Below are 13,577 nucleotides of genomic sequence, written 5' to 3'. Positions count from 1 at the left end.
TCACTTCGCTCGCCTTTTGAAATACGCGTACTTGAAGCCCATCAGCCAAAGCATACCGAAATATAGCGCGGCGAACAGAACGAGGCACGCGCCCAGCAAGACGATGCGGTCGACCGGCCGGTTATGCATGCCGATCCAGTCGAAGCTGATCGCCAGCCAATGCATCGCGCCGGCCAGCACGAGGCAGGCACCGAGCAATTGCACGAAAAACTTCAGCCAGCCCTTCGACGGCATATAGATGCCGCGCCTGCGCAAGCCGATGAACAACAACAGCGCATTGACGCACGCGCCCAGCCCGACGCTCAGCGTGAGGCCCGCATGCGAGAAAATCGGCACGAACAGGTAGTTGCTCAACTGCGTGACGATCAGCACGCCGACGCCGATCTTCACCGGCGTTTTGATGTCCTGCTTCGCGTAGAAACCGGGCGCGAGAATCTTGATGAGAATCAGACCGATCAGCCCGATGCCGTAAGCCGCCAACGCGCGGCCGACCATCACGACCGAATTGCCGTCGAACTTGCCGTAATGAAACAGCGTCGCGGTAAGCGGCTCGGCGAAGAAAAACAACGCGATTGCGCTCGGCGCGGCCAGCAGGAAGGTCACGCGCAGCCCCCAGTCGAGCAGCGACGAATATTCGTGCGGATCGGCGTCGACGTGTGCTTTCGACAGACTCGGCAACAGGATCGTGCCGAGCGCGACGCCGAGCAGCGCGGTCGGAAACTCCATCAGGCGGTCGGCGTAGTTGATCCACGAAACCGCGCCCGGACCGATCCGCGACGCAATATTGGTGTTGATGATCAGGCTGATCTGGGCGACCGAAACGGCGAACATCGCCGGCACCATCTTCGAGAGCACCCGCTTCACGCCGCGATGCGCAAGCGCCCGCAGCGGATTGAGGCCGATGCGCGGCAGCATGTCGATCTTCTTCAGACCCGGCAGTTGCACCACGAACTGCAGCACGCCGCCCGCGATCACCGCCCACGCGAGCGCGTACACCGGCGTTTGCAGATGCGGCGCGACGAACACCGCCGCGACGATGAACGCGACGTTCAGCAGGACCGGCGCGAACGCCGGCAGCGAGAAGTTCTTGTATGTGTTCAGCACGCCCGACGCCAGCGACGTCAGCGAGATGAAAATGATGTACGGGAACATGATGCGCGTCATGGTGACCGCGAGCGCGTAGGCTTGGCCCTCATGCGCCAAACCGGACGCGACGGCGAACACCACGCCCGACGCCCCTACCACGCCGATCCCCGACAGGATCGCCAACGCCCAGGCGAGCACCGTCGAGGTGGCGTCGACGAGTGCCTTGGTGGCGTCGTGTCCCTGTTGGTTCTTGAACTCGGCGAGAATCGGCACGAAGGCTTGGGAGAATGCACCTTCCGCGGAAATGCGGCGCAGCAGGTTCGGAATGCGGAAGGCGACGTAGAACGCGTCAGTGAATTGACTGGCACCGAACGCGCGGGCGATCAGTGTTTCGCGGGCCAGTCCGGTCACGCGCGACAGCAGCGTGAAGCCGCTGACCGTCAGCAGGGCTCGGAATAGATTCATGGGGCGCTTATTATACGGGTGCCGCAAGTGCGGACGATGAGGCAGGACGCGATTCGGACCGATTTGAGCCGCAGACGTTCGACCGGAAGGCCGATCGAGACGTTTTTAGTTGCTTGCGCCGGCTGGCTCGCGGGCCAGTCGCGAGCCTCCTGCCATCGCGCCGATAAACGTACAAACGCGCACAAACGAGCGCACCAGCAGGCGCGCGGCGCGTGGCGGCTTACGGAACGGAAGGCTTCGCGCACCGGACCGGCTCATTCGGGTTGTTCATTGCCCGTTGCCACGTGCCTGATTTTGTTGCTATAATTGTCGGTTTCGAAGCTCGCTCAATTTTCGGACGGGGTCCAAAGTTGCACTGAAGTGCACTACCCGGCCTCGAAACACCCCGAACACGAGCCCGCCTTCACGTAGTTCGATCGGCTAATTCGTCGATTATTTCGACACTTTTGCGCTCTTGGGCAATCGCTTCCAAGAGTTCGGATCAAAAAGCAGCGCCTCACCACTTGAAGGTCAGGTACTGGAAACAGGAACAGGATAAGGAACCGTCATGGCTAACTCCGCACAAGCACGCAAGCGCGCCCGCCAGGCCGCCAAGGCAAACTCGCACAACTCGGCACTGCGCTCGAAGTTCCGCACGGCTATCAAGGCTGTGCGCAAGGCGATCGACGCCGGCGACAAGGCTAAGGCCGCTGAAATCTTCCAGGCGTCGTCGAAGACCATCGACATCATCGCCGACAAGAAAATCGTTCACAAGAACAAGGCAGCTCGCCATAAGAGCCGCCTCGCTGCAGCCATCAAGGGTCTGCAAGCGTCCGCAGCGCAGTAAATCCGGCCAGCCCGCTTCGGTGGGCTACCTCCTGTTTCCGCTGCGTCATGAAAGCCCGCTTCGGCGGGCTTTTTTGCTTGGCGCTTCATGATCTTTCGCGACCGACGGGTTGCGCGCCGAAGCCCATGCTGCGGACACAAAAACACCCGCTGCCGGCGGGTTTTTGTTTTTTTGCTGATGCTCGCTTGCGCTTTAACGCGCGTTTTTGCCTTGCTGCGTGCCGTGCTCGGGGGGCAACTCACACGCCTCTGTCACGACGAGGTCGTTGTCTTTCGCGAAGTTGAGCACGAAATCGAAGGCCATGGGTTCGATGTCGCGCAAGCGCGAATCCAGAATCACGCATTTGAGGTCGCCGATCATGGTTGGCCGGACGTACAGCGAGTATTGCAGGTAAGCGTTCGGCCCCTTGGCGCCCGGGCCGAAGCACGACATCACGCCCGCGAGCCGCTCCGACCAGTCGCTCGGCCGAAATCTTTTTCCGGTCGAGGTAATGCCCTGAATGAAATATTCGGTTGGGGGTGCTTCGGCCATGTAGGAATACCTGTGTGACTGCCCAGCGAGGTGAGAGCAACGCGGACGGTAAATCGGCTCTTTAACTGCCTGAACACGTCGTGCACGCCCCTATGGCGAACCGCGCCGCCAGAGACCGCAAAAGAAGGCTGCACACAGCCGCCCTGGCGATCGTCATGACGGCGCACCGCCAGGACAGCTTTCCGGGCGCGCGAGCCGTGTCCCGCAAGCGAAATACCGGCCTGCTGGGCTTTGGGATAACCCGCGGATTATAGCGCAGCAGACCTTTTCCCGCAGTGCACATAAGTCTCGTCCGAAGGTTGCGCGAGGCTTTCACACGCCTTCACCAGCCTTTTGGGCGACTCGTCAAACGAGGCGAAATCCTTTATGCTGCATTGAGTTACCACAAACGACGGCGGCGCCGTCCGGCAATCCTGCCGGGTGAGACCGCCGTATTTGTTTCATGACCGCCAAGAAAATTCGCCACTATCTGCAGTTCAAGGATTTCTCGCTGGACGACTACGAGTACGTGCTGGAACGCGCACGCATTCTGAAGCGTAAGTTCAAGAACTACGAGACTTACCATCCGCTGCACGACCGCACGCTCGCGATGATCTTCGAGAAAAACTCGACGCGCACGCGCCTGTCGTTCGAAGCCGGCATCTTCCAACTGGGCGGCCACGCCGTGTTCATGAGCACGCGCGACACGCAGCTCGGCCGCGGCGAACCGATCGAAGACGCAGCGCAAGTGATCTCGCGCATGGTCGACATCATCATGATCCGCACCTTCGGCCAGGACATCCTCCAGCGCTTTGCCGAGAATTCGCGCGTGCCGGTGATCAACGGGCTGACCAACGAATATCACCCGTGCCAGGTGCTGGCGGACATCTTCACGTACTTCGAGCATCGCGGGCCGATTCGCGGCAAGACGGTCGCGTGGGTCGGCGACGCCAACAACATGCTGTACACGTGGATCGAAGCCGCGCAGATTCTCGGCTTCAAGCTGCGCCTGTCCACGCCGCCGGGCTACAAGCTCGACCGCGCGCTGGTCGCGCCCGGGAGCGCGCCCTTCTTCCAGGAATTCGACGATCCGCATGAAGCCTGCGCTGGCGCCGACCTGGTCACCACAGACGTGTGGACCAGCATGGGCTTCGAAGCCGAAAACGAAGCGCGCAAAAAAGCGTTCGCAGACTGGTGCGTTGATGCCGACATGATGGCGCGCGCGAATCCAGATGCGCTCTTCATGCATTGCCTGCCCGCACACCGCGGTGAGGAAGTCAGCGCGGAAGTGATCGACGGCCCGCAAAGCGTCGTGTGGGACGAAGCGGAAAACCGTCTGCACGTGCAAAAGGCTTTGATGGAATATTTGCTGCTCGGCAAGCTGAATCACTGAGCGAGCTATCGCGCAGCATTTGCGTGAAGCGCGACGGGACCTTGCGACGTGGCCTTGATATACGAGGCAAGGCAACCACGTCGGCGCCACGCATCCAGCCGAGGTTTGTAGTCGCAAGCGGACCCGGCTAACACCGCCGCACCGTCCCAAAAACGCGGGCACCCGGCGGTTTAGTGTCAAAATAGTGTTTTTCCGCGCTCCGGAACGCCCGGCGCGCCCTGTTTTCCCGCTTTCTCCAGCTACGAGTTCACCATGAGCGATATCAAGAAAGTCGTGCTCGCCTATTCGGGCGGCCTCGACACCTCCGTCATCCTGAAGTGGTTGCAGGACAACTACGACGCCGAAGTCATCACGTTTACGGCCGACATCGGCCAGGGCGAAGAGCTGGAACCGGCGCGCAAGAAAGCCCTGCAACTCGGCATCAAGCAGGAAAACATCTTTATCGAAGACCTGCGCGAAGAGTTCGTGCGCGATTTCGTGTTCCCGATGTTCCGCGCCAACACGATCTACGAAGGCGAGTACCTGCTGGGCACGTCGATCGCGCGTCCGCTGATCGCCAAGCGTCAGATCGAGATCGCCCGCGCAACCGGCGCGCAAGCGGTGTCGCACGGCGCAACCGGCAAGGGCAATGACCAGGTTCGCTTCGAACTCGGCTACTACGCGCTGGAACCGGGCATCAAGGTGATCGCACCGTGGCGCGAATGGGATCTGCTGTCGCGCGAAAAGCTGCTCGCGTACGCCGAAAAGGCCGGCATTCCGATCGAAATGAAGCACAAGCAGGGCGGCGCGCCGTATTCGATGGACGCGAACCTGCTGCACATTTCGTTCGAAGGCCGTCACCTCGAAGATCCGAAGGCCGAAGCCGAGCCGGAAATGTGGCGCTGGACGGTGTCGCCGGAACAGGCTCCGGACCAGGCTGAATACATCGACATCGAATACGAGCACGGCGATCCGGTTGCGATCAATGGCAAGCGTTTGTCGGCGGCCGAGATGCTGACCGAACTGAACCGTTTGGGCGGCAAGCACGGCATCGGCCGTCTGGATCTGGTGGAAAACCGTTACGTCGGCATGAAGTCGCGCGGCTGTTATGAAACGCCGGGCGGGACGATCATGCTGAAGGCGCACCGCGGCATCGAGTCGATCACGCTCGACCGTGAAGTGGCCCACCTGAAGGACGACCTGATGGCTCGCTATGCGTCGCTGATTTATAACGGCTACTGGTGGAGCCCGGAGCGCCGCGCGATCCAGGTGCTGATCGACCATACGCAAGAGAAGGTCAACGGCTGGGTGCGTGTGAAGCTGTACAAGGGCAGCGTGTCGGTTGTCGCTCGCGATTCGAAGGAAACGCTGTTCGACAAGACCATCGCCACGTTCGACGACGACGGCGGCGCATACAATCAAGCCGACGCTGGCGGGTTCATCAAGCTGAACGCGCTGCGCATGCGGATTGCAGAAAATGCACGTCGTCAGCGCAGCTGAGGACGTGCATTTCGGTGAAGGCTAACTTCGCGACAGCGAAGTTAAGCGCCGAAGGCGCGGGCCGGAACCAAAATGCCCAGTCAGCGTAGCTGAGGACGTGCATTTCGGTGAAGGCTAACTTCGCGACAGCGAAGTTAAGCGCCGAAATCAAAACACGGAAGCAAAAAAGGCGCCAGGAGAAAACTCCCGGCGCCTTTTTCTTTACGCCATGCAGTCAATTCAAGCCATCACAAACAAACCGGCTCCGCTTCCAGCTCAACCCCAAACCGCGCCAGCACATCCTCCTGAATCGCCCGCGCCAGCGCCAACACCTCCGCGCCGCTCGCGCCGCCGCGATTCACCAGCACCAGCGCCTGCCGCTCGTGCACGGCCGCAGCGCCCATTGCACGGCCCTTCCAGCCGCATCGATCGATCAACCAGCCCGCTGCAAGCTTCACCCGGCCATCCGGCTGAAGATAGGACACGAGCTCCGGCTCCTGCGCCTTCAGCGCTTCAAACTGCGCCGCCTCGACCACCGGATTCTTGAAGAAACTCCCCGCATTGCCGAGTTGCAGCGGATCGGGCAGCTTGGCACGCCGAACCGCGACCACCGCATCGAAGATCGCCTGCGCAGTGGGCCGCGCGTCGCCTTGGCCGCTCGCGGCGAGTTCGCGCGCAATATCCGCATACCCGGCCCGCGGCGTCCAAACCTTCGGCAAGCGGAACGTGACCGACGTAATCACGAAACGGTCACGCCCTTCCCGCTTGAAAAAACTGTCGCGATAACCGAACCGGCACGCCTCGGCGTCGAGTTCCACGACCTCGCCAGTCGCTAGCTCGACCGCCCGCAGCGCCGCAAAACGCTCGCACATCTCCAGCCCATACGCGCCAATGTTCTGGATCGGCGCCGCCCCCACCGTGCCCGGAATCAGCGCGAGGTTCTCCAACCCGGGCAATCCTTGCGCCAAAGTCCATGCGACGAAGTCATGCCACGGCTCGCCGGCGGCCGCCTCGACATACCAGGCGTCGTTGTCTTCGCGCACGAGACGGCGGCCTTGCAACGCGACCAGCAAAACCAGCCCGCCGAAGTCGCCAGTCAGCACGACATTGCTGCCGCCGCCCAGCACCAGCCGCGGCAGCCCCACCACTCGCGGATCGCGCACGGCCGCCATCAGCTGCGCTTCGCGTTCGATCCGGCACGCAAACTGCGCACGAACATCGAAGCCGAACGTGTTATGGGTCTTCAGCGGATAGCCGGCAATGAACGCGGCGGAATCGGATTGGGACATCAGAATGAGAAGAATGAAACGACATCTGGCCCCGGCCAAGCGACAATGCGCGGCGGCCTTGGGCAAAAGGGAGTGGCGTCGGTAAAATGACGTCCGGTCCGTGATTATAGCGAGTGCCCCGTGCGCAGCCGTCCGGCCGCGTCACGCACCGCAGCACTATTGGGAGAAAGCAATGCCATCGTTCGACGTCGTCTGCGAAGCGAACATGATCGAAGTCAAGAACGCGATCGAGCAGTCCAACAAGGAAATTTCAACCCGCTTCGACTTCAAAGGGTCGGACGCGCGCGTCGAACACAAGGAAAACGAAATCACGGCCTACGCGGACGACGACTTCAAGCTCGGACAGGTGAAAGACGTGCTGTTGTCCAAAATGGCCAAGCGCAACGTAGACGTGCGCTTCCTCGACTACGGCAAGATCGAGAAGATCGGCGGCGACAAGGTCAAACAGGTCATCAAGATCAAGAAGGGCGTGTCCGGCGATCTGTCGAAGAAAATCGTGCGCCTCGTGAAGGACAGCAAGATCAAGGTGCAGGCGAGCATTCAGGGTGACGCGGTACGTATCACCGGCGCCAAGCGCGACGATCTGCAAAGCGTGATCGCGATGCTGCGCAAGGACGTGACCGACACGCCGCTCGACTTCAACAACTTCCGCGACTAAAACCCGCTCCTGGCGCGCCAACGCGGCGGCCGGGCCAAGGCGTCCCGCCTGTCGGCGCGCCTTGAAGGCACAACTCAGCCGCGTCATTTAGCGGCGTGACTGGAGGCGCAGCCCGCAGCCTCTCAAAGATCGTTGCCAGCCGCCGTGCTCGCTGCCGAGTCGGCCTTTTTCTTGTCGCCTATGCGGCTTTCCTGGCCGCGCATCAGCTTGGCGATGTTGCCACGGTGCCGCCACACCAGCAGCGAGCTCATCACGACGATGGCCAGCGCAATGACGTGCGGCCCGAACAGAAAGCCGTCGAAGAGCGGTGCGAACACCGCCGCGGCCAATGCAGCCAGCGACGAATAGCGCGTGAAGAACGCCACGATCAGCCACGTCAGCACGGTCGCGAGGCCGAGAATCGGGTTGATCGCGAGCAGCACGCCCGCCGCCGTGGCCACGCCCTTGCCGCCCTTGAAGCGGAAGAAGACCGGATACAGGTGACCAAGGAACACGGCGACCGACGCGATCGCCACCGAGGTGTCATCGAGCCCGAAACGTGCGCCGAAGTGCACGACGAACCACACCGGCAGCCATCCTTTGAACGCATCGCCGATCAGGGTGAGAATCGCGGCCTTCTTGCTGCCGCTGCGCAGCACGTTGGTGGCGCCCGGGTTGCCCGAGCCGTACGAGCGCGGGTCGTCCAGCCCCATCGCGGCGCTCACGATCACGGCGAACGACACCGAACCGATCAGGTAGGCAACGACAGCAACGATCAGGTTTTGCATCTGGGACTCTTATAAGGATCGGCGGTCTGAAACTCGATACCCCAACCGCAACAGGGAACGAAACGGCGCACATTCTACCGAACCCGCCCGTCCGGAAAACATTCAGGCAAACGTCAATCGACACTCGCGCATTGCACCGGCCTGGCCGCCAGCAATTCGGTCAAGACCGCGGGTGCAATGCTGACCAGAAAGCCGCGCCGCCCGCCGTTCAGCCAGACCCGGTCCAGTTCCAGAATCGTGGACTCCACGTACACCGGCATCTGCTTACGCGTGCCGAATGGCGAGGTGCCGCCGATCAGATAACCGGAATGCCGGTTCGCCACCTCGGGCTTGCACGGCTCGACGCGTTTCGCGCCGATCTGCCGCGCGAGATTCTTGGTGCTGACGGTACGGTCGCCGTGCATCAGCACGATCAGCGGCCTGGCGTGCTCGTCTTCCATTACCAGGGTCTTGACGACGTGATGTTCGTCCACCCCGAGCTGGCGCGCCGATTCCCCGGTGCCGCCGTGCTCGACATAATCGTAAGGATGTTCGCCGAACGTGACGCCGTGACGGCGCAAAAACTGCGTCGCGGGCGTTTCGGAGACGTGTCTGGATTTGCTCATCGGCGCATTGTAATGGCGAGTTTGCGCAACGGCTATTTGCCGAACGGTCAATTGTGCGGGCTCGGCGGCTGTGGCACGATCGTTCGAAAATCTTCCGGCGCAACGCATGCCGGGCATCACACCGTTTTCCGGAGACAGCCTTGAGCCTCGCTTCGTCCACTCGCCATGCCATCGATATTCCCGCGCTGCTCGCCGCGTTGCCCGCGCGCATCGCCGCGATTCCCGCGCTCGCGGCCGCGCGCGATCCGCAGCACGTCGCCTTGATCGAGGATGCCCGCCGTCTCACCAATGCGCAACTGCTGGAAGCCGTCGACGCCGTTGCCGCGCTGCTCCGCGAATGGGGCGTGCGCGGCGGCGATCGCGTGATGATCGTCGCGGAAAACAGCATCGTGCAGATCGTGCTGCTGTTTGCAACCGCGAGGCTCGATGCGTGGGCGCTGGTATCGAACGCGCGCCTGTCGGCTGCCGAGCTCGATACGATCCGTGCGCATGCGCAGCCTCGCGTGGTCGCGTATGCGGTCGAAAGCTCGGCCGATGCGCAACAGCACGCGCAGCGCCATCAAGCCCGCCAGGCGCCCGCCATCACGCCGGATATCGGCGCATGGTCCTACGCGGTGGACGACACCGTGAAAGCGGAACCCGTCGAATCCGCCGGCGAGCGCCAATGTGCCGCGCTGATCTACACCACCGGCACAACCGGCGCGCCGAAGGGCGTGATGCTGTCGCACCGCAATCTGCTGTTCATCGCGGCCGTGTCGAGCCGCCTGCGCAAAGTCGGTCCGGACGACGTCGTGTACGCCGTGCTGCCGATCTCGCACGTGTACGGCTTCGCATCGGTTTGCCTCGGCAGTCTGCACGCCGGCGCAGCGCTGCGCCTCGCGCCGCGTTTCGCGCCGGAAGCCGTGCGCCGCGCGCTCGCCGAAGAGCGCGTGTCGATCTTCCAGGGCGTCCCGGCCATGCACGCGAAACTGCTCGAACATTTGCAGACGCACGGCCACGCGTGGTCCGCGCCACATCTGCGCTTTGCCTATTCGGGCGGCTCGCCGCTCGACGCCGCGCTGAAAGCGCAGGTGGAAAGCGTCTACGGCCTGCCGCTGCACAACGGCTACGGCATGACCGAAAGCAGCCCGACCGTTTCACACACCATGCTCGATGCGCCGCGCAGCGATTGCTCGGCCGGCGAGGTCATTCCGGGGGTCGAGGTGCGGTTCGTCGGGCTCGACGGCATCGAGGCAGCACCGGGCGCGATCGGCGAGCTGTGGGTGCGCGGACCGAACGTGATGCTCGGCTATTACCGCAACCCGGAGCAGACTCGCGCAACCGTCACCGCCGACGGCTGGCTCAGGACCGGCGATCTGGCGCGCCAGGAGGCGGACGGCGCGTTGCATATCGTCGGGCGCAGCAAGGAGTTGATCATCCGCTCGGGTTTTAACGTCTATCCGGCCGAGGTCGAGCATGTGTTGAACGCGCATCCGGAGGTCGTGCAATCGGCGGTGATCGGACGCGCGGCCGAAGGCAACGAGGAGGTTGTCGCATTCGTCGAATTGACGGCGGGCGCCAAGGTGACGCCTGCGGAACTGATCGCGTGGTGCGGCGCACGTCTCGCGCCGTATAAGCGTCCTGCCGAAGTGAAAGTCCTCGCCGCGTTGCCGGCGGCATCGACGGGCAAGATTCTCAAGCACCGGCTGCGCGAGTTCGTTTAACGCAACGGCAACGACCATGGCAACCGTGATAGCAAGCGCGATCACCCCCGCGGATGATGCTGCGCATGCAGCGACTTCAAGCGCTCACGGGCCACGTGCGTATAGATCTGCGTGGTCGAGATATCAGTATGGCCGAGCAGCAGTTGCACGACGCGCAGGTCGGCGCCGTGGTTCAGCAAGTGCGTTGCAAACGCGTGCCGCAGCGTGTGCGGCGACAGCGGCGCGTGCACATCGGCCGCCGCGGCGTGCCGCTTGATGATGTTCCAGAACTGCTGACGCGTCATGCCCTCGGCGCGCGTCGTGACGAACAGCGCGTCGGCCGCGCGAGCGCCCAGCAGCGCCGACCGCGCTTCGCGCAGATAGCGTTCGATCCAGCCGTGCGCCTCTTCGCCGAACGGAATCAGGCGCTCTTTCGAGCCCTTGCCCATCACGCGCACCACGCCGTCGTTCAGCCCGATTTCCACCGTCTTCAGCGTGACGAGTTCGGTGACGCGCAAACCGCTCGCGTACATCAGTTCGAGCATCGTGCGGTCGCGCAGGCCCAGAGGCGTGTCGATATCGGGAGCGCCGAGCAGCGCTTCGACTTGCGCTTCGGTGAGCGTCGAAGGAAAACGCGGCGGTTGTTTGGCCGACCGGATGCGCAGCGTCGGATCGACATTCGCCCGATGCTCGCGCACCGCCCAGCCGTAGTAGCGGCGAAACACCGAAAGCCGCCGGTTCGCCGAAGTCGATTTGTCTTTCTGACGCGCCGCGCTATAGGCGGCGAGATCGGCTTCGCTGGCGGTATCGAGCGACGTGTTGCGGGTTTGCGCGAGCCATTCGCAAAACAGCCGCAGATCGCGGCGGTATGCGTCGAGCGTGTTGCGCGACAGGCCGTGCTCGAGCCACAACGCGTCGCAGAAAGCGTCGATCGACGCCGAGCTCGCCAGAAACAGGGGTGACGCGGCGGGCGCGTCGTCAGTCAGTGTGCCGCTCATGCGTAGGGAATGCCTTCATGCGCCAGGAGCCAGCGCTTGACGTTGCGAAAGAAGCCGTCTTCGGCGTGATTCGCAAAGCCGCCGATGCCGCTCGAACTCACCACCCGATGACACGGAATCACGATCGGAAAATAGTTGGCGCCGCACGCCTGCCCCACCGCACGCGGCGCGCTGCCCACTTTCTTCGCCAATTGCCCGTAGGTCAGCACGACGCCGGGCGGGATGTCGCTGATCGCCTGCCAGACGCGTTTCTGAAACGCGGTACCAACCGGCGCGAGCGGCAATTCGAACTTCGCGGACGCCCGCTCGAAATAGCGCTCGATCTGCTCGACGGCCTGCTTCGCCAACGGCGTGTCCGGCGCAACATTCTGCACCGACTCCGGCAGATAAACGATCTCGCGCACTGCGCCGCCTTCGAGGCGGATGCCGACCTTGCCGAACGGCGCATCGATCACTGCGTTGAACATGGTTGCTTGCCTCATGACTGGCACGGTGTTTCAGGTTCCAGGATAGCGTACCTGCATGGGGTCCAGGCGCTCCAGCAGGAACAAACCAGGAACAGACGCCCCACCGGAATGCCGCTACTTTACGCCGCTTCCAACGCCCATTCCACATGCTCGCGCACCAGGGCGGAAGGGTCGTCGGTGCGCGAGCGCAACGCGGCCACAATCGCCTCGCGCGCATCTCCGCTCAAGCTACCAGCCGGCGCGCGCAGCGCATTGCCCATCCCCACCGCCAGATTGCGCAGCCAACACTCATAGCCGATGCGGCGAATCGCACTGCCCTGCATGCGCGTATCGAACTCGTCCGCGCTCCACGCGAACAGCTCGACCAGCGTCGCGCGATCGAGCCCGTGCCGCACGTCGAAATCGGCGACCGGCGCGGCCTGCGCGAACTTGTTCCATGGACACACGAGCTGACAATCGTCGCAGCCATACACACGATTGCCGATCAGCGGCCGCAATTCCAGGGGAATACTGCCCTTCAATTCGATCGTCAAATATGAAATGCACAACCGCGCGTCGACCTTATATGGCGCAACGATCGCGCCGGTCGGACACGCGGCGATGCAGCGCGTGCAACTGCCGCAGTGCGAACCGGGGGTTTCGGGGGCCTGTTCGGGCGCGGTTTCGGCATCCGTGGGCAAGGGCACATCGACATAGATCTCGCCGAGAAAAAACAGCGAACCGGCGTCGCGTTGCAGCAGCAGCGTGTGCTTGCCGCGCCAGCCGATACCCGCCTTCTGCGCGAGTTCGACTTCCAGCACCGGCGCGGAATCGGTGAACACGCGATAGCCGAACGCACCGATCTCCGCTTCGATTTTTTCGGCCAGATGTTGCAAACGGTTACGCATCACCTTGTGGTAATCGCGGCCCCGCGCATAGATCGACACCACCGCCGCCGACGGGTCCGCGAGCCGCGCATGTTCGGCTGCGCGCCAGTCTTGCGGCACAGGCGCCGCATCGGACAACGCGCTTTCGGCCGCCTTTCCGCTCGGCGTCTGCATGGGCAAATAGGCGATGCGGGCGGTAATCACACGTCGCGTGCCGGCCACAAGCTCGGCGGGCCGCGCGCGTTTCATCCCGTGTTTCGCCATATAATCCATCTCGCCGTGGCAACCCGCCTCCAGCCATGCTGCAAGCGGCGCTTCGGCAGCGGAGAGATCGGTATCGCTAATGCCGATCGCCCCGAAACCCAGTTCACGGCCCCACGTTTTGATGCGTCGCGCGAGCGCTTCCAGCGCCGCTTCATCGAAATGACGCACGGCACGCGCATCGTCAGCAGACGCAGGCGTGCAGGAAACTGGGGACTCCGGACTTCGGTTCATCACTCCATTTTA

The 13,577-nt window shown here is 62.9% G+C and carries 13 protein-coding genes; 5 read left to right on the top strand and 8 right to left on the bottom strand.

Annotated elements, in window-relative coordinates; genetic code table 11:
- Positions 1-1,551 (bottom strand): murein biosynthesis integral membrane protein MurJ, encoded by a 1,551-nt coding sequence (gene murJ, locus AC3WLT_RS03220; protein WP_492590489.1) that lies wholly within the window; start codon positions 1,549-1,551, stop codon positions 1-3.
- Positions 1,552-2,098: 547 nt separating this feature from the next.
- Here murJ and rpsT point away from each other — a divergent pair.
- Positions 2,099-2,377: a 30S ribosomal protein S20 gene (gene rpsT / locus AC3WLT_RS03215; RefSeq protein ID WP_020069158.1), complete on the top strand. Its 279-nt coding sequence runs from the start codon at positions 2,099-2,101 to the stop codon at positions 2,375-2,377.
- Positions 2,378-2,569: 192 nt separating this feature from the next.
- Here rpsT and AC3WLT_RS03210 read toward each other — a convergent pair whose 3' ends face one another.
- On the bottom strand, positions 2,570-2,908 hold the full coding sequence (locus tag AC3WLT_RS03210; RefSeq protein ID WP_492590488.1) for a DUF3579 domain-containing protein: 339 nt from the start codon (positions 2,906-2,908) through the stop codon (positions 2,570-2,572).
- Positions 2,909-3,350: 442 nt separating this feature from the next.
- Here AC3WLT_RS03210 and argF point away from each other — a divergent pair, with 442 nt between their 5' ends.
- Together argF and AC3WLT_RS03200 are read left to right on the top strand one after the other, a co-directional pair.
- On the top strand, positions 3,351-4,280 hold the full coding sequence (gene argF / locus AC3WLT_RS03205) for an ornithine carbamoyltransferase (protein WP_492590487.1): 930 nt from the start codon (positions 3,351-3,353) through the stop codon (positions 4,278-4,280).
- A 252-nt stretch (positions 4,281-4,532) separates the two neighbouring features.
- A complete protein-coding gene (locus tag AC3WLT_RS03200; RefSeq protein ID WP_492590486.1) occupies positions 4,533-5,759 on the top strand; it encodes an argininosuccinate synthase in 1,227 nt (408 codons plus the stop codon).
- 227 nt (positions 5,760-5,986) lie between these two features.
- Here AC3WLT_RS03200 and murB read toward each other — a convergent pair whose 3' ends face one another.
- A complete protein-coding gene (murB, locus tag AC3WLT_RS03195; RefSeq protein WP_492590485.1) occupies positions 5,987-7,027 on the bottom strand; it encodes a UDP-N-acetylmuramate dehydrogenase in 1,041 nt (346 codons plus the stop codon).
- Between the two features lie 172 nt (positions 7,028-7,199).
- On the opposite strand from murB, the gene AC3WLT_RS03190 reads away from it, so the two are divergent.
- Positions 7,200-7,685 carry a YajQ family cyclic di-GMP-binding protein gene (locus tag AC3WLT_RS03190; RefSeq protein ID WP_018421633.1) on the top strand — a complete coding sequence of 162 codons (486 nt, stop codon included), beginning with the start codon at positions 7,200-7,202 and terminating at the stop codon, positions 7,683-7,685.
- A gap of 122 nt (positions 7,686-7,807) precedes the next feature.
- On the opposite strand, the gene plsY is transcribed toward AC3WLT_RS03190, so the two are convergent.
- Positions 7,808-8,452, bottom strand: a complete 645-nt coding sequence (gene plsY, locus AC3WLT_RS03185; RefSeq protein WP_492590484.1) for a glycerol-3-phosphate 1-O-acyltransferase PlsY — start codon at positions 8,450-8,452, stop codon at positions 7,808-7,810.
- 113 nt (positions 8,453-8,565) lie between these two features.
- On the bottom strand, positions 8,566-9,057 hold the full coding sequence (ybaK, locus tag AC3WLT_RS03180) for a Cys-tRNA(Pro) deacylase (protein ID WP_492590483.1): 492 nt from the start codon (positions 9,055-9,057) through the stop codon (positions 8,566-8,568).
- A gap of 140 nt (positions 9,058-9,197) precedes the next feature.
- Here ybaK and AC3WLT_RS03175 point away from each other — a divergent pair, with 140 nt between their 5' ends.
- Entirely contained in the window at positions 9,198-10,760 is a 1,563-nt protein-coding gene (locus AC3WLT_RS03175; RefSeq protein ID WP_492590482.1) for a class I adenylate-forming enzyme family protein, read from the top strand.
- Between the two features lie 41 nt (positions 10,761-10,801).
- Here the strand turns inward: AC3WLT_RS03175 and xerD are convergent, their stop codons facing one another.
- From xerD to queG, 3 genes are all read right to left on the bottom strand, one after another.
- Positions 10,802-11,737 carry a site-specific tyrosine recombinase XerD gene (gene xerD, locus AC3WLT_RS03170; RefSeq protein ID WP_492590481.1) on the bottom strand — a complete coding sequence of 312 codons (936 nt, stop codon included), beginning with the start codon at positions 11,735-11,737 and terminating at the stop codon, positions 10,802-10,804.
- Entirely contained in the window at positions 11,734-12,204 is a 471-nt protein-coding gene (locus AC3WLT_RS03165; protein ID WP_492590480.1) for a methylated-DNA--[protein]-cysteine S-methyltransferase, read from the bottom strand. The genes xerD and AC3WLT_RS03165 overlap by 4 nt, the downstream gene beginning before the upstream one ends.
- Before the next feature lie 119 nt (positions 12,205-12,323).
- Positions 12,324-13,565 carry a tRNA epoxyqueuosine(34) reductase QueG gene (gene queG / locus AC3WLT_RS03160; protein WP_492590479.1) on the bottom strand — a complete coding sequence of 414 codons (1,242 nt, stop codon included), beginning with the start codon at positions 13,563-13,565 and terminating at the stop codon, positions 12,324-12,326.
- Between the last annotated feature and the right edge of the window lie 12 nt (positions 13,566-13,577).

It is taken from the genome of Paraburkholderia sp. FW306-2-2C-D06C, assembly GCF_058781505.1.
The sequence above is the reverse complement of the archived record's forward strand: the minus strand, read 5'-3'. Positions and strand labels throughout refer to the sequence as shown.